Source organism: Pseudomonas sp. IT-P74 (assembly GCF_949768175.1).
Classification (GTDB): Bacteria; Pseudomonadota; Gammaproteobacteria; order Pseudomonadales; family Pseudomonadaceae; genus Aquipseudomonas.
This window is the reverse complement of sequence record NZ_CATKQD010000055.1, coordinates 337,370-356,704: the sequence shown is the minus strand read 5'-3', so window position 1 is coordinate 356,704 and position 19,335 is coordinate 337,370. Positions and strand designations below refer to the sequence as shown.

Annotated in this window: 17 protein-coding genes and 3 tRNA genes; 7 read left to right on the top strand and 13 right to left on the bottom strand. The window is 59.9% G+C overall.

Annotated elements, in window-relative coordinates:
- Position 1: 1 nt before the first annotated feature.
- The 3 genes from ACM6J5_RS22035 to ACM6J5_RS22025 all read right to left on the bottom strand — a co-directional run bounded on the left by ACM6J5_RS22035 (position 2) and on the right by ACM6J5_RS22025 (position 448).
- A tRNA-Val gene (locus ACM6J5_RS22035) sits at positions 2–77 on the bottom strand.
- A gap of 199 nt (positions 78–276) precedes the next feature.
- Positions 277–353: transfer RNA gene (locus tag ACM6J5_RS22030), tRNA-Asp, on the bottom strand.
- A gap of 19 nt (positions 354–372) precedes the next feature.
- A tRNA-Val gene (locus tag ACM6J5_RS22025) sits at positions 373–448 on the bottom strand.
- Between the two features lie 159 nt (positions 449–607).
- Between ACM6J5_RS22025 and rdgC the strand changes: the two genes are divergently transcribed.
- The 3 genes from rdgC to sugE all read left to right on the top strand — a co-directional run bounded on the left by rdgC (position 608) and on the right by sugE (position 3,074).
- Positions 608–1,528: a recombination-associated protein RdgC gene (gene rdgC / locus ACM6J5_RS22020; protein WP_007969735.1), complete on the top strand. Its 921-nt coding sequence runs from the start codon at positions 608–610 to the stop codon at positions 1,526–1,528.
- A gap of 147 nt (positions 1,529–1,675) precedes the next feature.
- Positions 1,676–2,641: a bile acid:sodium symporter family protein gene (locus tag ACM6J5_RS22015; RefSeq protein ID WP_414929339.1), complete on the top strand. Its 966-nt coding sequence runs from the start codon at positions 1,676–1,678 to the stop codon at positions 2,639–2,641.
- A 118-nt stretch (positions 2,642–2,759) separates the two neighbouring features.
- Complete coding sequence (sugE, locus tag ACM6J5_RS22010) at positions 2,760–3,074, top strand: quaternary ammonium compound efflux SMR transporter SugE (RefSeq protein WP_414929338.1); 315 nt, start codon at positions 2,760–2,762, stop codon at positions 3,072–3,074.
- 125 nt (positions 3,075–3,199) lie between these two features.
- Here sugE and ACM6J5_RS22005 read toward each other — a convergent pair whose 3' ends face one another.
- From ACM6J5_RS22005 to ACM6J5_RS21995, 3 genes are all read right to left on the bottom strand, one after another.
- The gene (locus ACM6J5_RS22005) at positions 3,200–5,074 is read right to left on the bottom strand and encodes an MFS transporter (protein ID WP_095945941.1); all 1,875 of its coding nucleotides are present in this window, start codon (positions 5,072–5,074) and stop codon (positions 3,200–3,202) included.
- A gap of 96 nt (positions 5,075–5,170) precedes the next feature.
- Positions 5,171–6,322 carry a TDT family transporter gene (locus ACM6J5_RS22000; protein WP_095945940.1) on the bottom strand — a complete coding sequence of 384 codons (1,152 nt, stop codon included), beginning with the start codon at positions 6,320–6,322 and terminating at the stop codon, positions 5,171–5,173.
- Positions 6,323–6,427: 105 nt separating this feature from the next.
- Positions 6,428–6,739, bottom strand: coding sequence for a cupin domain-containing protein (locus ACM6J5_RS21995; RefSeq protein WP_095945939.1), 312 nt, complete (start codon positions 6,737–6,739; stop codon positions 6,428–6,430).
- A gap of 352 nt (positions 6,740–7,091) precedes the next feature.
- Between ACM6J5_RS21995 and ACM6J5_RS21990 the strand changes: the two genes are divergently transcribed.
- The gene (locus ACM6J5_RS21990; RefSeq protein ID WP_095945938.1) at positions 7,092–10,562 is read left to right on the top strand and encodes a PAS domain-containing hybrid sensor histidine kinase/response regulator; all 3,471 of its coding nucleotides are present in this window, start codon (positions 7,092–7,094) and stop codon (positions 10,560–10,562) included.
- A 106-nt stretch (positions 10,563–10,668) separates the two neighbouring features.
- Here the strand turns inward: ACM6J5_RS21990 and rmuC are convergent, their stop codons facing one another.
- Both rmuC and ACM6J5_RS21980 read right to left on the bottom strand, forming a co-directional pair.
- The gene (gene rmuC, locus ACM6J5_RS21985) at positions 10,669–12,033 is read right to left on the bottom strand and encodes a DNA recombination protein RmuC (protein WP_172435401.1); all 1,365 of its coding nucleotides are present in this window, start codon (positions 12,031–12,033) and stop codon (positions 10,669–10,671) included.
- A gap of 175 nt (positions 12,034–12,208) precedes the next feature.
- Positions 12,209–12,532, bottom strand: a complete 324-nt coding sequence (locus ACM6J5_RS21980; RefSeq protein WP_080925238.1) for a hypothetical protein — start codon at positions 12,530–12,532, stop codon at positions 12,209–12,211.
- Positions 12,533–13,539: 1,007 nt separating this feature from the next.
- On the opposite strand from ACM6J5_RS21980, the gene ACM6J5_RS21975 reads away from it, so the two are divergent.
- From ACM6J5_RS21975 to ACM6J5_RS21965, 3 genes are all read left to right on the top strand, one after another.
- Complete coding sequence (locus tag ACM6J5_RS21975) at positions 13,540–13,764, top strand: hypothetical protein (RefSeq protein ID WP_008051046.1); 225 nt, start codon at positions 13,540–13,542, stop codon at positions 13,762–13,764.
- Positions 13,765–14,039: 275 nt separating this feature from the next.
- Entirely contained in the window at positions 14,040–14,522 is a 483-nt protein-coding gene (locus ACM6J5_RS21970; RefSeq protein ID WP_007984504.1) for a hypothetical protein, read from the top strand.
- A gap of 146 nt (positions 14,523–14,668) precedes the next feature.
- Positions 14,669–15,940 (top strand): OmpP1/FadL family transporter, encoded by a 1,272-nt coding sequence (locus tag ACM6J5_RS21965; RefSeq protein WP_414929337.1) that lies wholly within the window; start codon positions 14,669–14,671, stop codon positions 15,938–15,940.
- Positions 15,941–16,153: 213 nt separating this feature from the next.
- Here ACM6J5_RS21965 and ACM6J5_RS21960 read toward each other — a convergent pair whose 3' ends face one another.
- From ACM6J5_RS21960 to ACM6J5_RS21940, 5 genes are read right to left on the bottom strand one after another with little or no spacing between them, the layout of a single operon-like run.
- Positions 16,154–16,705: a glutathione peroxidase gene (locus tag ACM6J5_RS21960; protein WP_414929336.1), complete on the bottom strand. Its 552-nt coding sequence runs from the start codon at positions 16,703–16,705 to the stop codon at positions 16,154–16,156.
- A 55-nt stretch (positions 16,706–16,760) separates the two neighbouring features.
- A complete protein-coding gene (locus tag ACM6J5_RS21955; RefSeq protein ID WP_007977581.1) occupies positions 16,761–16,883 on the bottom strand; it encodes a hypothetical protein in 123 nt (40 codons plus the stop codon).
- On the bottom strand, positions 16,880–18,088 hold the full coding sequence (locus tag ACM6J5_RS21950; protein WP_414929335.1) for an MFS transporter: 1,209 nt from the start codon (positions 18,086–18,088) through the stop codon (positions 16,880–16,882). The genes ACM6J5_RS21955 and ACM6J5_RS21950 overlap by 4 nt, the downstream gene beginning before the upstream one ends.
- A gap of 52 nt (positions 18,089–18,140) precedes the next feature.
- On the bottom strand, positions 18,141–18,545 hold the full coding sequence (locus ACM6J5_RS21945) for a MarR family winged helix-turn-helix transcriptional regulator (protein ID WP_095945934.1): 405 nt from the start codon (positions 18,543–18,545) through the stop codon (positions 18,141–18,143).
- A 56-nt stretch (positions 18,546–18,601) separates the two neighbouring features.
- Positions 18,602–19,333: an adenosylcobinamide-GDP ribazoletransferase gene (locus tag ACM6J5_RS21940; protein WP_414929334.1), complete on the bottom strand. Its 732-nt coding sequence runs from the start codon at positions 19,331–19,333 to the stop codon at positions 18,602–18,604.
- Between the last annotated feature and the right edge of the window lie 2 nt (positions 19,334–19,335).

The following is a 19,335-nucleotide window of genomic DNA, read 5'->3' as shown; positions in this document are numbered from 1 at the left end:
GTGGTGGGTGATGACGGGATCGAACCGCCGACATTCTGCTTGTAAGGCAGACGCTCTCCCAGCTGAGCTAATCACCCTTTACCTTCGTTGCGGGGCACATTATGCCACAGGTTTTTATAAAGTGTTGATTTATTTGAAGTTTTTTTCAAAAAAATCTAAAAACCGGTGAAACGATGCAACCCACAGGAACAACAGTGAAACTTGAGGCAGAAAAAAACCCGCCTAAGCGGGCTTTTCCGTGGTGACCTGGCGTTCAGTGTTCCAGGTTACCGAATATGGCGCAGCGGACGGGACTCGAACCCGCGACCCCCGGCGTGACAGGCCGGTATTCTAACCGACTGAACTACCGCTGCGCGTAACACTGAAAACGAATGGTGGGTGATGACGGGATCGAACCGCCGACATTCTGCTTGTAAGGCAGACGCTCTCCCAGCTGAGCTAATCACCCTTCGCTTCGGTGTGGCGCGCATTCTACGGAGCGACCCAACCTCTGGCAAGCACTTTTTAAAATAATTTTCCGAGCCCTTCCAAAGGCTTAGAGAAGGGTTGGCCTATGGCACGGCGAAGACAATAATGCCCCCCTTTGTATAAAGGAGAGACTCACCCCATGTGGTTCAAAAACCTGCTTATCTATCGCCTGACCCAAGATCTGCCTGTTGATGCCGAGGCGTTGGAAACTGCACTGGCCACCAAACTGGCGCGCCCATGTGCAAGCCAGGAGTTGACCACCTACGGTTTCGTCGCGCCGTTCGGCAAAGGCGAAGATGCGCCACTGGTACACGTCAGCGGTGACTTCCTGCTGGTGTCCGCGCGCAAGGAAGAACGTATTTTGCCGGGCAGCGTCGTGCGTGACGCGGTCAAGGAAAAGGTCGAAGAGATCGAAGCCGAGCAAATGCGCAAGGTCTATAAGAAGGAACGCGATCAGATCAAGGATGAAATCATCCAGGCCTTCCTGCCCCGCGCCTTTATCCGTCGCTCGTCGACCTTCGCCGCCATCGCGCCGAAACAGGGCCTGATTCTGGTCAACTCGGCCAGCCCGAAACGCGCCGAAGACTTGCTGTCGACCCTGCGTGAAGTGATCGGCACCCTGCCGGTGCGCCCACTGACCGTGAAGATGTCTCCGACCGCGACCATGACCGAATGGGTCACCACCCAGAAAGCCGCGGACGACTTCTTTGTGCTGGACGAGTGCGAACTGCGCGACACCCACGAAGACGGCGGCATTGTGCGTTGCAAGCGCCAGGACCTGACCAGCGAAGAAATCCAGCTGCACCTGAGCACCGGCAAAGTGGTCACTCAACTGTCCCTGGCCTGGCAGGACAAACTGTCGTTCGTCCTCGACGACAAAATGGTGGTCAAGCGCCTGAAGTTCGAAGACCTGCTGCAAGACCAGGCGGAACAGGACGGCGGCGACGAAGCCCTGGGCCAACTGGACGCCAGCTTCACCCTGATGATGCTGACTTTCGGCGACTTCCTCCCGGCGCTGGTTGAAGCGCTGGGTGGCGAAGAGACTCCGCAAGGCATCTAAACCCTGGCGATGTCCAAATTGTAGGAGCGAGCCTGCTCGCGATAGCGGAATGTCAGTCAGCATCATTGTTGAATGTCAGTCCGCAATCGCGAGCAGGCTCGCTCCTACATTGGTTTAGTGATGCTACTTATAAAAAAGGATCAAGCCATGCGCGCACTGGCTGCATTGAGTCGTTTTGTCGGCAACACCTTCGCTTACTGGGTACTGATTTTCGCTGTCGTGGCGTTTCTGCAACCAGCATGGTTCATCGGCCTCAAAGGCGCCATCGTGCCCTTGCTGGGGCTGGTGATGTTCGGCATGGGCCTGACCCTCAAACTCGAAGACTTCGCCGAAGTCGCTCGCCATCCATGGCGCGTGGCCCTGGGCGTGGTTGCCCATTTCGTGATCATGCCTGGCGTGGCGTGGTTGCTCTGCCAAGTGTTCCACTTGCCGCCGGAAATCGCCGTTGGCGTGATTCTGGTCGGCTGCTGCCCGAGCGGCACCTCGTCGAACGTGATGACCTGGCTGGCCCGTGGCGACCTGGCGCTATCGGTGGCCATCGCCGCCGTCACCACCCTCCTCGCCCCGCTGCTGACCCCAGCCCTGATCTGGCTGCTGGCCTCGGCCTGGTTGCCGGTGTCGTTCATGGAGTTGTTCTGGTCGATCCTGCAGGTGGTGCTGTTGCCGATCGTGCTGGGCGTGGTTGCCCAACGGGTGCTCGGCGACAAGGTTCGCCACGCCGTGGACGTGTTGCCGCTGGTATCGGTGGTCAGCATCGTGATCATCGTCACCGCAGTCGTCGCCGCCAGCCAGGCGAAGATCGCAGAGTCCGGCCTGTTGATCATGGCCGTGGTCATGCTGCACAACAGCTTCGGCTACCTGCTGGGTTACTTCACCGGGCGCCTGTTCAAGCTGCCTCTGGCCCAGCGCAAGTCCCTGGCCCTGGAAGTCGGTATGCAGAACTCCGGGTTGGGCGCCGCGTTGGCGAGCGCACACTTCTCACCGCTGGCGGCAGTGCCAAGTGCACTGTTCAGTGTCTGGCACAATATTTCCGGGGCATTGCTCTCCACGTATTTCCGTCGCATGAGTGAGAAACAGGATTTGGAAATGGCTGCACAGCAGGCGACTGACTGATTCAAAAACTTGATCCCCGGGTTAATGCTGGGCACTCTATTGCCCATCGCGAGGACGACCTCGCGGCTCGATCGAGTCATTAATCAGGGGACGACCCCGTCAGACGATGGAGGTCTTCATGTCCTGGATCATTCTGTTTTTCGCCGGCCTGTTCGAAGTGGGCTGGGCCGTCGGCCTCAAGTACACCGACGGCTTCACCCGCCCGCTCCCCACTGTGTTGACCGTTGCGGCCATGGCGATCAGCCTTGGCTTGCTCGGCCTTGCAATGAAGGAATTGCCGCTGGGTACGGCCTATGCAATCTGGACCGGGGTCGGCGCCGTGGGCACGGTGATCGCCGGGATCATTCTGTTTGGCGAATCCATGGCGCTGCTGCGGTTGGCGAGTGTGGCGTTGATCATTAGCGGACTCGTTGGGCTCAAGGTCAGCGCTTAAGCGACTACCGCCAATCGCGAGCAGGCTCACTCCTACAAGGTTTTATGGTGTGTCGGAGATTTTCACCACACCCGCGATCCCTGTAGGAGTGAGCCTGCTCGCGATGAGGCCCGCTCAAACAACTGTTATCTGACTGCCCCGCGCAATTCCCCCACCAACGCCTGCAACTTCGCCGGTTCCGCCACTTCAACCGCCACCGCCGGCCCCGCCACCAACGTCACCCGCGACCACAGGCGATGAAACAGTCCCTTGCCCGGATCGCGGCTGAAGAAACTCCCCCACAACCCCTGCAAGGCCAACGGAATCACCGGCACCGGCGTCTCTTCGAGAATCCGCGTCAGCCCGCTCTTGAACTCATTGATCTCGCCATCGGCGGTCAGCTTACCTTCGGGGAAGATGCACACCAGCTCCCCGTCCTTCAAGTACCGGGCAATGCGCGTGAAGGCTTGTTCGTATATCTGGATGTCTTCCTGGCGCCCGGCAATCGGAATCGTCCCCGCGGTACGGAAGATGAAGTTCAGTACCGGCAGGTTGTAGATCTTGTAATACATGACAAAGCGAATCGGCCGACGTACCGCGCCGCCAATCAGCAACGCGTCGACGAACGACACGTGATTGCACACCAGCAACGCCGCGCCTTCATCGGGAATCAAATCCAGATTGCGGTGCTCGACGCGGTACATGGAATGGCTGAGCAGCCAGATCATGAAACGCATGGTGAACTCGGGGACGATCTTGAAGATGTAGGCGTTGACACCGATGTTCAGCAGCGACACCACCAGGAACAGCTGCGGAATCGACAGCTCGGCCACACTCAGCAAGACGATCGAGACAATCGCCGACACCACCATGAACAACGCATTGAGGATGTTGTTGGCGGCAATCACCCGCGCCCGTTCGTTCTCCGCCGTACGTGACTGAATCAGCGCGTACAGCGGCACGATATAGAAACCGCCGAAGACGCCCAGGCCGAGGATGTCGAGCAACACCAGCCAGCTGTGGCCAAAACCGAGGATTTCGATCCAGCCATGGCCGGTGGCGCTGTTCGGGATTCCACCAGAATGCCACCACAGCAACAGACCGAAAACGGTCAGGCCAAACGATCCGAACGGCACCAGGCCAATCTCGACTTTGCGCCCGGAGAGCTTTTCGCAAAGCATTGAACCCACGGCGATCCCCACCGAGAACACCGTCAGAATAAGCGTCACCACGGTTTCGTCGCCGTGCATCCATTCCTTGGCATAGGCCGGGATCTGCGTCAGGTAAATCGCCCCGACAAACCAGAACCACGAGTTGCCGACAATCGAGCGTGACACCGCCGGCGTTTGCCCCAGGCCCAGCTTCAACGTGGCCCAGGACTGGCTGAAAATGTTCCAGTTCAGACGCATTTGCGGCGTGGCGGCCGCCGCCCGGGGAATGCTGCGGCTGGCCAGGTAGCCGAGCACGGCAGTGCCGATGATCGCCATGGACACCACCGGCGCGTAATGCGCCGAAGACATCATGATCCCGGCGCCAATGGTGCCGGCGAGGATCGCCAGGAAGGTACCCATTTCCACCAGGCCGTTGCCGCCTACCAGCTCATCTTCATGCAGGGCCTGCGGCAGGATCGAGTACTTCACCGGCCCGAACAGCGCCGAGTGGGTGCCCATGGCGAACAACGCCACCAGCATCAACGACAGGTGATCGAACATGAAACCGACGGCGCCGACCGCCATGATGGCGATTTCCCCAAGCTTGATCAGGCGGATCAACGCGTCCTTGGCGAACTTTTCCCCGAATTGCCCGGCCAGGGCCGAGAACAGGAAAAACGGCAGGATAAACAGCAGCGCACACAGGTTGACCCAGATCGAGCGGTCACCTTCGATGGTCAGCTTGTACAAAATGGCGAGGATCAACGACTGTTTGAAGACGTTGTCGTTGAACGCCCCGAGGGACTGGGTGATGAAGAACGGCAGGAAACGCCGGGTGCGCAGCAAGGTGAACTGTGAAGGGTGACTCATCTTCCATGTGTCCCTGATGTTAGGTAACGAGTGGCCTGGATTCTTATTGGATTATCACAAGTCGATCCAGGCCACACCTTACCTAATCTTTGCCGGTTATTTCTTCAATCCGGCAATGCACGGCGAGACAAACAACTCGCCACGCCAGGCGCCCAGCACCGTGCGCTTGCCGACGATCAGCCACATCACCGCCAGCAACGCCACCAGCACGCAGCCGAACACACTGAAAAACGTCAGGTTCAAGGTACTGGCCAGTTTCAACGTTGCCAGAGAATAGACGCCCAACGGGAAAGTGAAGCCCCACCAGCCGAGATTGAAAGGAATGCCGGCACGCAGGTAGCGCACAGTGATCAGCAATGCCATCAGCATCCACCACAGACCGAAGCCCCACAAGGTGATGCCGGCCACCAGACCCAATCCAGAGGCAATCTCACCGACTCCCGGCATACCGTTGGCCGCGAAAATCAACGGTGCGTCGCCGCCCAGTACCAGCATGCCCAGCGCACCGGTGCCGATCGGGCCAAGGGCCAGCCAGCTCGAGGCGGCCATGTTTTCGTGGGGCAGTTTATGCAGGGCCATGCGCAGCATCAGAATAGTCAGGATGCTGAAGGCCACCGGCAGGGAAAAGGCCCAGAGCACGTAGCTGGTCACCAGCACCACCAGTTGCGAATGAGCGTCGGCCAAGTGCGGCGCCAACAACCCCCCGCTGACGGCCGCCACTTCAGCCGCGACCACCGGCAACAACCAGACCGCCGTCATCTGGTCGATGCTGTGCTCCTGACGGGTGAACATCATGTAGGGAATCAGCACGCCACAGGCCAGCGACATGGCCACATCCAGCCACCACAGCACCTCGGCGAGGTGAATCACCCCTTCACCCCAGCGCGGCAGGCCAAACACCAGGAAGCCGTTGATGATGGTCGCCAGGCCCATGGGAATGGTGCCGAAAAACATCGAAACCGTGGAGTGGCCGAAAATCCGCCGCGCCTCGTCGAAAAACAGCACCCAACGCGCCGTGTATAGCGCCGTAAACAGCAGGAACAGAGCGATATTGAACAGCCAGAGGGCTTCGGCAACGGCGTGCAAGGCAGGCAGGGCGACCGGCAATTGCGCCAGTGCCAACGCCAGCACGCCGGTGCCCATGGTGGCCGCGAACCAGTTGGGGGTGAACTGGCGGATCACCTCGCGGGGATGCTGCAAATGGCTGAAAGGTTTGATTCCGGGCTTGATGCTATTGGCGCATGTCATGGCGAACTCCTGTCCTCTCGTGAGGTAGAGTCCATGTTAGATCCGAATAGAATATCTATATAACGGGTAATATCTCTATATCTTATCTATATCACTTATATAGCGTCAGACACTCCCTTCAGATTCGATCACCAATATCCGGGCCGGTCCTAATGGATGCGCCACATGCTCAGTGCCAACCGAGGCATGAAAAATGTCACCGACCTCCAGCAAGGCTTCCCGCTCCACTCCCTCTTCGCGATACCGCATCTGCACCTGGCCATCGAGCACCACGAACACTTCCTCGCCATCATTGACGTGCCACTTGTAGGGCTGATCGGTCCAGTGCAACCGCGTGGTGATGCCGTTCATGCTGGCGATGTCCAGCGCGGCCCAGGCACGCTCGCCAGTGAACGATTTGCTGCGGATGATCTTCATGGTTCGATCCTTCGAGTGAACTGAGTGGGTGCCAAGGCTAACTCAATTTTACCGGTTGGCCTCGCAGCCCCTGGCCGAACGTGATCGCAGTAGACTCGCCATTGCGCTAAGCCATGAGGTTGCATTGAATCAGTGAAGCCCCCATCGCGAGCAAGCTCGCTCCCAAAATTTGCCTGCCACCCACAATCCCTGTGGGAGCGAGCCTGCTCGCGATGGGGCCAGTCCAGACACTGCAAATTCCCCTGCGACACCCCACCACGCCACGACCTTGGTCGACACTGACTAACGCTGGCGGTCGTGCGAGACTGTCTGTCCGGGCGGGAGGCCCGGAAGTCTTTTGTCTGGAGTCCCCATGTCGCTGTCCACCGGGCTGATTGCCGTCGTCGCCCTGGCCTATATGGCCATCATGTTCGCCATCGCCTTCTATGGCGACCGTCGCAGCGCGCCCTTGCCGCCGCGTGTGCGGGCGTGGGTGTACAGCCTGTCGCTGGCGGTCTACTGCACCAGCTGGACCTTCTTCGGTGCAGTGGGCCAGGCCGCCGAACAGCTCTGGTCGTTCCTGCCGATCTACCTCGGGCCGATCCTGTTGCTGGTCGGCGCGCCGTGGGTCCTGCAAAAAATGGTGATGATAAGTAAACAGGAAAACATCACCTCGATCGCCGACTTCATCGCCGCGCGCTATGGCAAATCCCAGTCGCTGGCAGTGGTGGTGGCGCTGATTTGCCTGGTCGGTGTGCTGCCCTACATCGCGCTGCAGCTCAAAGGCATCGTGCTCGGCGTGAACCTGCTGATCGGCGCCGGTGCCGACGCCATGGGCACCCGTGCCCAGGACACCGCGCTGATCGTGTCGCTGGTATTGGCGCTGTTCACCATCGTCTTCGGTACCCGCAACCTCGACGCCACGGAGCACCACCGCGGCATGGTGTTGGCCATCGCCTTCGAATCATTGGTGAAGTTGTTCGCGTTTCTCGCCGTCGGCGCCTTCGTGACCTACGGCCTGTACGACGGTTTCGACGACCTGTTCAACCAGGCCATGCTGGCGCCGCGCCTCGAACAGTACTGGAAGGAAACCATCAACTGGCCGTCGATGGTGGTGCAGACCGGCGTGGCGATGATGGCGATCATTTGCCTGCCACGGCAGTTCCACGTGACCGTCGTCGAGAACATCGACCCCCAGGATCTGCGTCTGGCCAAGTGGGTGTTCCCGGCCTACCTCGCCCTCGCCGCCTTGTTTGTCGTGCCGATCGCCCTGGCCGGCCAGATGATGTTGCCCAGCTCTGTGTTGCCGGACTCGTTCGTCATCAGCCTGCCCCTGGCCCAGGCGCATCCGGCGCTGGCCCTGCTGGCGTTTATCGGTGGCGCATCGGCGGCCACCGGCATGGTGATCGTGGCCAGCGTCGCGCTGTCGACCATGGTATCCAACGACATGCTGCTGCCCTGGCTGCTGCGTCGCAACAACGCCGAGCGCCCGTTCGAAGTGTTCCGCCAGTGGATGCTGTCGGTGCGCCGCGTCAGCATCGTGGTCATTCTGCTATTGGCCTACGTCAGTTATCGCCTGCTGGGCTCGACCGCCAGCCTGGCGACCATCGGCCAGATCGCCTTCGCCGCCGTGACCCAGTTGGCCCCCGCCATGCTCGGTGCGTTGTACTGGAAACAGGCCAACCGCCGTGGTGTTTTCGCCGGCCTCGCCGCAGGCACCTTCCTGTGGTTCTACACCTTGATCCTGCCGATTGCAGCTAATAGCCTCGGCCTGTCCCTGAGCACATTCCCGGGGCTGGCGTGGTTGCACAGCAATCCACTGAACCTGCCGATCACCCCGCTGACCCAGGGCGTAGTGCTGTCGCTGGCAGGCAACTTCACACTGTTCGCCTGGGTCTCGGTGCTGTCCCGTACCCGGGTTTCCGAGCATTGGCAGGCGGGCCGCTTCATCGGCCAGGAAATCAGCGCCCGCCCCAGCGCACGCTCGATGCTGGCGGTGCAGATCGACGACCTGCTGCAACTGGCGGCGCGCTTCGTCGGCGAAGAACGCGCCCGTCAAAGCTTCATCCGTTTTGCCTATCGCCAGGGCAAAGGCTTCAACCCGAACCAGAACGCCGACAGTGAATGGATCGCCCATACCGAACGCTTGCTGGCCGGTGTGCTTGGAGCCTCCTCGACCCGCGCGGTGGTAAAAGCCGCCATTGAGGGCCGGGAGATGCAACTGGAGGACGTCGTGCGCATCGCCGACGAAGCCTCGGAGGTGCTGCAGTTCAACCGTGCCTTGCTGCAGGGCGCCATCGAGAACATCACCCAGGGCATCAGCGTGGTCGACCAGTCGCTGAAACTGGTGGCCTGGAACCGTCGTTATCTGGATTTGTTCAACTACCCGGATGGCCTGATCAGAGTCGGCCGGCCGATTGCCGACATCATTCGCCACAACGCCGAGCGCGGCCTGTGCGGCCCCGGCGAAGCCGAAGTGCACGTCGCGCGCCGTCTGCACTGGATGCGTCAGGGCCGCGCGCACACCTCCGAGCGCCTGTTCCCCAACGGCCGGGTGATCGAGCTGATCGGCAACCCGATGCCGGGCGGCGGCTTCGTCATGAGTTTCACCGACATCACCGCGTTCCGCGAAGCCGAGCAAGCGCTGACCGAAGCCAACGAAGGGCTGGAGCGACGGGTCACCGAACGGACCCACGAATTGTCGCAGCTCAACGTTGCCCTGACCGAAGCCAAGGGCACCGCCGAGGCGGCCAACCAGTCCAAGACCCGTTTCCTCGCGGCCGTCAGCCATGACTTGATGCAACCGTTGAATGCGGCGCGGCTGTTCTCCGCCGCCCTCTCCCATCAGGACGACGGGTTGTCCGGCGAAGCGCGGAAACTGGTCGAACACCTGGACAGCTCGCTGCGCTCGGCCGAGGACTTGATCAGCGACCTGCTGGACATTTCCCGCCTGGAGAACGGCAAGATCAACCCCAATCGCCAGCCATTCGCCCTGAAAGAACTGTTCGATACCCTCGGTACAGAGTTCAAAGCGCTGGCGCGACAACAAAAACTGGAGTTCCGGGTTCGCGCAAGCACGTTGCGCGTCGACAGCGACATCAAACTGCTGCGGCGGATTTTGCAGAACTTCCTGACCAACGCTTTCCGCTACGGCAAAGGACCGGTGCTGCTGGGGGTTCGCCGGCACAAGGATCAACTGTGCCTGGAAGTCTGGGACCGTGGGCCAGGCATTCCGGAAGATAAGCTGCAGGTGATTTTCGAAGAGTTCAAGCGCCTCGACAGCCACCAGACACGGGCCGAAAAAGGCCTCGGTCTGGGGCTGGCGATTGCCGACGGGCTATGTCGCGTGCTCGGTCATACCTTGCGCGTACGCTCCTGGCCGGGACGCGGTAGCGTGTTCAGCGTCAGCGTACCGCTGGCCCGGGCGCAAACCGCAGCGCCGGTCAAGGTCGCCGAGCTCAATGGCAAATTGCTCAATGGCGCGCAGGTGCTGTGTATCGACAACGAGGACAGCATCCTGATCGGCATGAACAGCCTGCTCAGCCGCTGGGGTTGCCAGGTCTGGACCGCGCGCAATCGCGAGGAATGCGCTACGTTGCTTGACGAAGGCATGCGCCCGCAATTGGCGCTGGTGGATTACCACCTCGATCATGGCGAGACCGGAACCGATTTGATGGCCTGGTTGCGCACACAGATGGGCGAACCGGTTCCGGGAGTGGTGATCAGCGCCGATGGCCGGCCGGAGACGGTTGACCTGGTGCATGCCGCGGGGCTGGATTATCTGGCCAAACCAGTGAAACCGGCGGCGTTGCGGGCGTTGTTGAGCCGCTACATACCATTGTAATCACTGGGTTGTGCGGTGATGCTTCCAGTTTTTTCGCGAGCAGGCTCGCTCCCACAGGAGAACGCATTCCAATGTGGGAGCGAGCCTGCTCGCGAAGCTTTTTCAGCTACTCCGGCAACTCGACCAACCCATCCACATCAGTCATCGCACGCTCCAGCAAGTCCGCCGGCAGGCTCTTGCTCGCCCGCGCACCCAGCAGCTTGAGTTGTTCACTGCGGCTGACCAGGTTGCCGCGTCCCTCTGTCAGCTTGTTGCGTGCCGAGCTGTAGGCCTTGTCCAGTTGTTGCAGGCGATTGCCGACCTCGTCCAGATCCTGAATGAACAGCACGAACTTGTCGTACAGCCACCCGGCCCGCTCGGCAATTTCCCGGGCATTCTGGCTCTGGCGCTCCTGCTTCCACAGGCTGTCGATGACGCGCAGGGTCGCCAGCAAGGTGGTCGGGCTGACGATCACGATGTTGCGGTCGAATGCTTCCTGGAACAGCGTCGGCTCAGCCTGCAACGCGGCAGAAAACGCCGCCTCGATCGGCACGAAGAGCAACACGAAATCCAGGCTGTGCAAGCCATCCAGGCGTTTGTAATCCTTGCCGGCCAGGCCTTTGACGTGATTTCGCAACGACAGCACGTGCTGCTTGATGGCGATCTGGCCGATGGCCTCGTCCTCAGCCGCCACATACTGCTGATAGGCCGTCAGACTGACCTTGGAGTCGACCACCACCTGCTTGTCGCCTGGCAGATAAATGATCACGTCCGGCTGGAAGCGCTCGCCGTCCGGTCCCTTGAGATTGACCTGCGTCTGGTACTCACGGCCCTTCTCCAGCCCCGCATGCTCAAGCACACGTTCGAGAATCAGCTCGCCCCAATTGCCCTGGGTTTTCTGCCCTTTCAAGGCACGGGTCAGGTTGGTGGCTTCATCGCTCAAGCGCAAATTCAGCTGTTGCAGACGCTCCAGCTCCTTGGCCAGGGAAAAGCGTTCACGGGCCTCGTTCTGATAGCTTTCCTCGACACGCTTTTCGAAGGACTGGATGCGTTCCTTGAGCGGATCGAGCAACTGCCCCAGGCGCTGCTGGCTGGTTTCGGCAAAACGCTGCTCGCGCTCATCGAAAATTTTCCCCGCCAGTTCGGCAAACTGCGCGCGCAACTCGTCGCGTGAACCTTGCAGGTCGTTGAGGCGTTGCTGATGGCTGTCCTGTTGCTCGCGCAATTCGGCGTTGAGCGACGCGGCCTGGGCATCCAGACGGCGCAACTCGGCTTCTTTGCCGGCGCGTTCGATATTCCATGCATGGGCGGCATCCCGGGCGTCGTCGCGCTCGATCTGCAGCAGTTCGACTTCACGACGCAGCGCAGCCAGATCAGCCTGTTTAGTGGCATTGGCCTGGGCCAGATCAGCCGCTTCATCGCGGCTGGATTCGAGCTGGGCATTCAATCCGTCCTGCGCCAGTTGCGCCATGGCCAGGCGTTCTTGCAGCAGCGCGACATCGGCTTGTGTGGTGCTGGCACGACGCTGCAGTTGCCAGGCCAATACCAGCAACGGCAACGCGGCCCCTGCCAGCCCCAGCAATACGCTGGTCAAGTCCATTGCCATAGCCACTCCTGCCATTCGGATAAAGCCTGAAGGTTAACCAAGGCGTCCGGTCTTGGACAGCTCAGTCTTCGATCAGCCCCAGTTCCTGTTGAGCGCGGTGATCGCCCGCCCGAGCGGCCTGACGCAACAGGTCCTGACCGATCCGGCGGTCCCGGGCATTCCCGCATTCGCGGCACATCAACTGGCCAAGGCGGCTTTGCGCAGCCACCACGCCTTCACGGGCCGGTTGCTTGAGCAGACGTCCGGCGATGTGTTTGACGTTACGGTTTTCGCCCAGATGCGGACTGTCCAACAGCCACTCCGCCACGCGCATGGAAAAGCGCTTGGTAGGGGCAACAGAGGGCGGTGTGGAGGAAGAGGAAACAGAGGCTGAGCGAAACTTCATAAAGCACTGTGGGGCAGATCAGAAGGCGCGCAACTTTACTCTCTTTTTCTTACAGGTAAAGCTGAAAATATCCCAGCACGCCCGTCCTAGAGCAAGCGCTCGGGACAATCCACAGAAGCTGTGGATAACTCAGTGGACAACCGCCTTCTAATTCGCTCAAAGCCCTGTGGAATGGGGCTCGCAGTCAAACTGACGATTTTTTCACCAGTAAAAAAAAGCGATGTTTTTCATTGACTTAAATTTTGGTTACAGGCAGCCATTACGCTTGAACGAGAGATGACAGCGGGGTGACAGACCGCGCAACTAATGTGCACAAGTGCCTTTGCGATGGTTATATCGACGCCCTTTTTCGGCGCATTTTTTTGTCGTGCCTGGGGATAAGCCCTGGCAAACCCGGTATCCAGACGGCTGCACTGCTACAAACGTCGATGACCGGTGGTCGGGTTCTGTCCCGAAACAGGGCGTATCAATCCCAGACCGTGCAGCTTTATCCGCGCCTCCACAAGGCAAAACAGCCCGATCAGGCACCCGCCGGGAAATTCTTTTCGCTATCACACTTCCCTTGGCCGGTTCAATCCGTTAGTATCCGCAGCGTTAGTACCAAGCTGAAAGTCAATTCTGGTCGAACAAATCCCCCCGGTCAGCCTTCCCGACGGAAGCCTCCACCGAACAAGCGGGATCGACCACCTCGATGGTTTCCAGGTAAATCTTGCGCCAACACAACCTTTGAATCGAAAGCAAAGGGTGTTGTTCCGCCTGCCTACTCTGCTCGAACCAACCTGCAAATTGATCAGGATCTTCACCCCGGGCCCAGAACCTTTGCCCTCGATGTGTTGCCTGCCCTCCTAAGTACCTACCTGCCAGCCCAAGCGCGCCAACTTGTCAGCGCTTCAAACTGGCTGCTTTGTTCCAGTCGGGTTCTTCGTTCGATCAATGGTGATCGACGTTACTGGAACGTTTTAACGTTGCACGGTTCTTATCCGTGTCATTTGTAGGAACACCCAATAATGTCTACTCAAATCCAGACTCAGGATGCCATTCGCACCCTAACCAATGCTTTTGCACCAATGAACTGCCTGATCATGGCCGCTCGCAAAGGCTGCTTCAGCTTCACCCTGGTCAACGAACACGGTATCGCTCGTCACAGCGAACGCCTGTACCCCGATCAATACTCCAGCGCCGAGCCGCTGCAGGCCGTGATCGAGCGTACCCGTCAGGCACTGGTTGCCTGAAACGCCAGAAAGGCTGAAAAACCCGAAAGCCCTGCCCGAAAAGCGGGGCTTTTTATTACCCGATATTTCCCTTTCCTCGAATCACGGCTAAGCACGATCCGATATAACGGTTATAACGGGTCGCTGGAAATATTTTAAAAACAGACCTTTACAGCGCGAATATGACACTACACTTCAACTCAAGCGGCTTGACCCGCTTGCGGCGAGCCTGAGTCGATTCACTGCTGCCAAGCCCCTTTCAGGTATCGCCGTCCATTTCAGGTTTCGAGGGTTTTATGGGTATCGCTGCCAGCGAACTGTGCCGTTATGTGATTCGTCCGACCTTGATCTACCTCGGACGTCATAGCGCTACTGCCGAATCCCTGCTGCTGGGCATTGCCGCCAGTCAGTCCGCCCTTGGCTCCGCCCTGCATGACCGCCGTGGGCACGGCCTGTACCGCATCGCCGAGCCCCGCCACCAGGCCCTTTGGGACCACTACCTGGCCCTTGATCCGGAGCGTGCAAGCCTGGTCCGCGGCCTGGCCAGCCAGCATGCGTTTCTCAGTGGACCGCACCTCGAATTGACCGTCAACTTGCGTTACGCCACGGCCATCGCCTGGCTGCTGGTGGAAGAACAGAACACCCCCCTCCCCGCCCCCGATGATTTGCTGGGCATGGCCAGAATCTGGCGCCAGACATTTCAGCCCCAGGGACGCCTGCGTGATTTTACTTGCGCCTGGCAGACCTGTGTTTCACCGCTGAATCAGGTAGCCTGCTGACACCTCTGGATCCAAAGATCGCGCAACATGACGCGAATCTGGTCGGATTGTCCTACAAAACCGCTCTAAATCAAGGCATACAGCCTATGGCGCCGAGACGAAAATGTTGGTAATTTTCGCCCCGGTGATCACCAGGAGTTCTAATAATGAAAAAAGTAATGCTCAAAACCACCATCAGTCTCGCCGTTGCCATGGCATCCACCCAGATCTTTGCAAGTGGCTTTGCCGTTAACGAACAAAGCATCAGCGGGATGGGTACGGGTTTTGCCGGGCGATCTTCCTCTGCCGACGACGCAAGTACAGTTTTTGGCAACCCTGCCGGCATGTCGCGCATCAAGCGCGAACAAGTCACCGGCGGTTTTGCAATGATCGACGCACACACCGACATCAGCCATGCCAGCTCCAGCCCGAACGGCGGCACCAATAAAGGCGACATGGTCCCGTTGATCGCCGTGCCTATGGGTTACTACGTCAAGCCAATCGATGACCAGTGGGCCTTCGGTGTGGGCGTGTACGCACCATTCGGTCTGGTAACCGACTACGAAAACGGCTTTGCCGGTCGCTACTTCGGCAGCAAGAGCGAAGTCAAGATCGTCACCCTGCAACCGACTGTCAGCTACGCCTTCAACGACAAGGTTTCCATCGGTTTTGGCCCGACCATCAACCGCATTGACGGCACCCTGGAATCGAACCTGTCGATCACCCAGGCCGCGCCGGACGGCAAGGTCAAGATCACCGGTGACGACACCGCGCTGGGCTACAACATCGGCGTGCTGGTTCAAGCCACCGACAGCACTCGCGTCGGCCTGACCTACCACTCGAAAGTGAAGTACAAGCTCGAGGGCAGCACCAAGGTCAACTACAACGTACTGGGCCTGATCGGCCAGAACCCGAATCAGAAATACGACGCGTCGCTGGACCTGACCACGCCTGAATCGGTGGACTTCTCGGTCACTCACCAGCTCGACGACAAGTGGACTCTTTACGCAGGCAGCACCTGGACCCGCTGGAGCCGCCTGAAAGATATCACCGTCGAAAACAGTGGTGTTCCAACCGTCCTGAACGGCCAATTCGGTACCATCACCGAAGAACAGAACTGGCACGACACCTGGGCTCACGCCATTGGCGCGTCCTACCAGCTGAACAAGCAATGGGTACTGCGTACCGGTCTTTCCGTTGACCAGGCACCGACCAACAACGTTAACCGATCCCCACGCATCCCGACGGGCGATCGCAAAGCGTTCAGCGTGGGCGCCGGCTGGAGCCCGACCGACGACCTCACCATCGACCTGGCGTATTCGTACCTGCGGGAAGAGTCGGTCAAGGTCAACAACAGCAACGACCGTGGCCAGACCTACAACGCCAAGTATGAAAACTACGCCAACGGTTTCGGTCTCGGCGTAACCTACCGCTTCTGATGATTCCCGGCGAGCCTGAACAACTCGCCATCGGAATCAAAAAAGCCCCGCGCTCTTCACAGAGGCGGGGCTTTTGTAGGAGCAGCCGGTCGACGCTCGAATGCTCGCGATGGGCGTCAACGATGACGGGGGCTTGCTGGATGAACGCGGCGCCCTTTGGATTTTCGCGAGCAAGCTCGCTCCTACACCTACACCTACACCCACACCTACCGATCAAGGGGCGGAAGCCAGGGCTTGCTCCACCGCCGCAATGAACTCGGGATCATCGGGCTTGGTCAGGCTGGAAAAGTTGGCGATCACCTTACCCTTGCGATCGACCACGTATTTGTAGAAATTCCATTTTGGCGCACTGCTCTGTTCGGCCAGCACCTTGAACAGATGGGTTGCGTCGGCGCCACGTACCGGCTGTGGCTCGGTCATGGTGAAGGTCACGCCATAGTTGACGTAGCAGACCTTGGCGGTCTCGGCGCCATCCCTTGACTCCTGCTTGAAGTCATTGGACGGAACACCCAGCACTTCCAGCCCCTGTCCTTTGTAACGCTGATTCAGCGCCTCAAGGCTTTTGAACTGCGGGGCGAAACCGCAGAAGCTCGCCGTATTGACCACCACCAGCGGCTTACCTTCATACCGTTGGCACAGGTCGATGGATTCCTTTGCCCGCAGCTTTTGCAGTGATCCCTGCAGCAGTTCCGGGCACTCGGCCGCGCAGGCCGGCCCGGTAAACGTCGCCAGCAACGCGGGGACTGCAATCCAGCGCATCAGCATGTCGGTGCATCCTTGATAACTCGTCAAAAGCGACGTTACTCGCCCTCACCGCTCACTAGCAAGCACCCATGCCCAACTGCATCAGCGCCAACCCGCCCTGATGCCAGCCCCACCACGACAACGCCAGCAATAAGGCGCAGACAGCGGCTACAGCAATCCGCGGCCAAAGACTGTTCATATCGCACTCATTTGTGATTGCAGACGCTCAACCGGCCGCTCACGCACCGGCCAGTTGAGGGCAGCGGCCAACAGGCTCAAGAGAATTGCCACTTGCCAGATCAAGTCATAACTCCCGGTTCGGTCATACACCACCCCGCCCAACCAGCCACCCAGAAACGAACCGAGCTGGTGAAACAGGAAAACAATCCCACCGAGCATGGACAGGTTTCGCACACCAAACAAGGTCGCCACCGTGCCGTTGGTCAACGGCACCGTCGACAGCCACAGGAAGCCCATGGCCATGCCGAACAGGTAGGCCGTGGTAGTCGTCACCGGCGCCCACAGGAACAACGCAATGACCACTGCCCGCAGCAAGTACAGACCGGTGAGCAAACGCGGCTTGGACATGCGCCCGCCAAGTAATCCGGCGGTATAGGTGCCGAAGATGTTGAACAGGCCGATCAGCGCCAGCACCGTGGTGCCGACCGTCGCCGGAAGGTGTTGATCCACCAGATAGGCCGGCAAGTGCACGCCGATGAACACCACCTGGAATCCGCACACAAAAAAGCCGAACGCCAGCAGCCAGAATCCGGAATGCGAGCAGGCTTCGCGCAGCGCTTCGCCAAGGGTCTGTTCGTGGCCCAGGACGGGCAGCGGCTTGTCCTTGAGCATGCTCACCAGCGGCACGATCAACGCCACCAGCAAGCCCAGCGCCAGCAACGCCGCGGACCAGCCAAGCCAACCAATCAAACCGAGTGTGCCGGGCAACATCGCGAACTGGCCGAACGAACCGGCCGCACTGGCGATCCCCATGCCCATGCTGCGCTTTTCCGGCGGCACCGCGCGGCCGACCACCCCCAGGATCACCGAGAACGACGTACCGGACAGTCCGATGCCGATCAGCAGGCCGGCGCTCAGGGACAGGGTCATTGCCGAGTCGGAGAGCCCCATGCAAATCAGCCCGGCCGCGTACAGGACGCCACCGATCAGCACCACTTTCGCCGCGCCGAAGCGGTCGGCCAGGGCGCCGGTGAACGGCTGAGCGAGGCCCCAGATCAGGTTCTGCAAAGCGATGGCGAAGGCAAAGACTTCACGGCCCCAGCCGAACTCGGCGCTCATCGGTGCCAGAAACAGCCCGAAACCATGGCGAACGCCCAGCGACAACGCAAGGATCAGCGCACTCCCCAACAGAACCCAGCCGCATGTACGCCACATCGATGTCATTGTTGTTCTCCGGTAGCGGGTATATACCCGCTTATGATCGAAAAAACCGGCATCATGCCAGTTCATCCAGCAGCTTTAACAAGGTTTCGCGCTTCTCGGCACCCAGGCGATCGATCAAGCGCTGCTGCGCGGCTTCCCAGGCCGGCAAGGCAGCCTTGAGGCGCTCTGCCCCGGCATCGGTCAACAGGACGATGCGGTTGCGCATGTCCTCGCCCTCGACCAGCGTTACCAGGCCATCACCCTCCAGCACCCGCAAATTGCGCCCCAGGGTGCTGCGATCCAGGCCCATGGCCTCGGCCAGGGTCGAGATGCTCGGCTGATCCAGACGCTGCAGATTGCACAGCAAAGAATACTGCGCAACGTTGATCCCGAAGCCATCGAGAGCGCCGTCGTAGTGCCTGCTGACGCCACGGGCGGCGCGGCGCAGGTTGATGCATAAACATTGGGAATCGAGCATGGTGCGTGTATATACCCGCGAGTCGGTTAAATCAAGTTACAGAACCGGAATAACAGTTAAAACAGCGCCAAGCCTACCAGCACTGCAACTTCCAGCAACTCCAGCATTGCCCCTGCCGTATCGCCCGTCGTTCCACCGAGCCGCCGCAGCATCACCTGGCGCAACCAGGCAAACCCCAGCGCCGCTAACACCAGCGCCACCACACCACTCAAACCGGCGATCAACACACAGGCCAGTGCGCTGACCGCCAGCACCTGCTTGCCCGCCGAACGCGGAAGATGATCGGCCAATGCCTGGCCCAGGCCACCGGCGCGCACATAGGGCGTGGTCAGGAACAAGCCGAGCAATGCACTGCGACCGATCAACGGCACGATGATCAATGCCAGCGAATGCGGCTGTTCGATCAGCGCCAGCAGCGCGGTGAACTTGAGCAACAACACCAGCACCAGCGTCACCACGGCGATCGGCCCGCTGCGCGGGTCTTTCATGATGGTCAGCGTGCGCTCGCGGTCGCCAAAACCTCCGAGCCAGGCATCGGCGCTGTCCGCCAGGCCATCCAGATGCAAGCCGCCGCTGAGCAGCACCCAGACGCTCAGCAACAGCGCCGCGTGCAGCAAGGTCGGCGTGCCCGGCAACAGCCAGTTGACTGCCCACAGAATCACGCCAAAGAGTAATCCCACCAACGGATAAAACAGCAGCGACCGCCCCAATTCCCGGGGCTCAGGCATGCCGGGCAGGCGAATCGGCAGGCTGCTGAGAAATTGCAGGGCGATCCAGAATGGCAGCATGG

What these genes read in the sequence shown, in the direction of transcription:
- rdgC (WP_007969735.1), top strand. Translation starts at nt 608, where the DNA reads ATGTGGTTCAAAAACCTGCTTATCTATCGCCTGACCCAAGATCTGCCT.
- ACM6J5_RS22015 (WP_414929339.1), top strand. Translation starts at nt 1,676, where the DNA reads ATGCGCGCACTGGCTGCATTGAGTCGTTTTGTCGGCAACACCTTCGCT.
- sugE (WP_414929338.1), top strand. Translation starts at nt 2,760, where the DNA reads ATGTCCTGGATCATTCTGTTTTTCGCCGGCCTGTTCGAAGTGGGCTGG.
- ACM6J5_RS22005 (WP_095945941.1), bottom strand. Translation starts at nt 5,074, where the DNA reads ATGAGTCACCCTTCACAGTTCACCTTGCTGCGCACCCGGCGTTTCCTG.
- ACM6J5_RS22000 (WP_095945940.1), bottom strand. Translation starts at nt 6,322, where the DNA reads ATGACATGCGCCAATAGCATCAAGCCCGGAATCAAACCTTTCAGCCAT.
- ACM6J5_RS21995 (WP_095945939.1), bottom strand. Translation starts at nt 6,739, where the DNA reads ATGAAGATCATCCGCAGCAAATCGTTCACTGGCGAGCGTGCCTGGGCC.
- ACM6J5_RS21990 (WP_095945938.1), top strand. Translation starts at nt 7,092, where the DNA reads ATGTCGCTGTCCACCGGGCTGATTGCCGTCGTCGCCCTGGCCTATATG.
- ACM6J5_RS21980 (WP_080925238.1), bottom strand. Translation starts at nt 12,532, where the DNA reads ATGAAGTTTCGCTCAGCCTCTGTTTCCTCTTCCTCCACACCGCCCTCT.
- ACM6J5_RS21975 (WP_008051046.1), top strand. Translation starts at nt 13,540, where the DNA reads ATGTCTACTCAAATCCAGACTCAGGATGCCATTCGCACCCTAACCAAT.
- ACM6J5_RS21970 (WP_007984504.1), top strand. Translation starts at nt 14,040, where the DNA reads ATGGGTATCGCTGCCAGCGAACTGTGCCGTTATGTGATTCGTCCGACC.
- ACM6J5_RS21965 (WP_414929337.1), top strand. Translation starts at nt 14,669, where the DNA reads ATGAAAAAAGTAATGCTCAAAACCACCATCAGTCTCGCCGTTGCCATG.
- ACM6J5_RS21960 (WP_414929336.1), bottom strand. Translation starts at nt 16,705, where the DNA reads ATGCTGATGCGCTGGATTGCAGTCCCCGCGTTGCTGGCGACGTTTACC.
- ACM6J5_RS21955 (WP_007977581.1), bottom strand. Translation starts at nt 16,883, where the DNA reads ATGAACAGTCTTTGGCCGCGGATTGCTGTAGCCGCTGTCTGCGCCTTA.
- ACM6J5_RS21950 (WP_414929335.1), bottom strand. Translation starts at nt 18,088, where the DNA reads ATGACATCGATGTGGCGTACATGCGGCTGGGTTCTGTTGGGGAGTGCG.
- ACM6J5_RS21945 (WP_095945934.1), bottom strand. Translation starts at nt 18,545, where the DNA reads ATGCTCGATTCCCAATGTTTATGCATCAACCTGCGCCGCGCCGCCCGT.
- ACM6J5_RS21940 (WP_414929334.1), bottom strand. Translation starts at nt 19,333, where the DNA reads ATGCTGCCATTCTGGATCGCCCTGCAATTTCTCAGCAGCCTGCCGATT.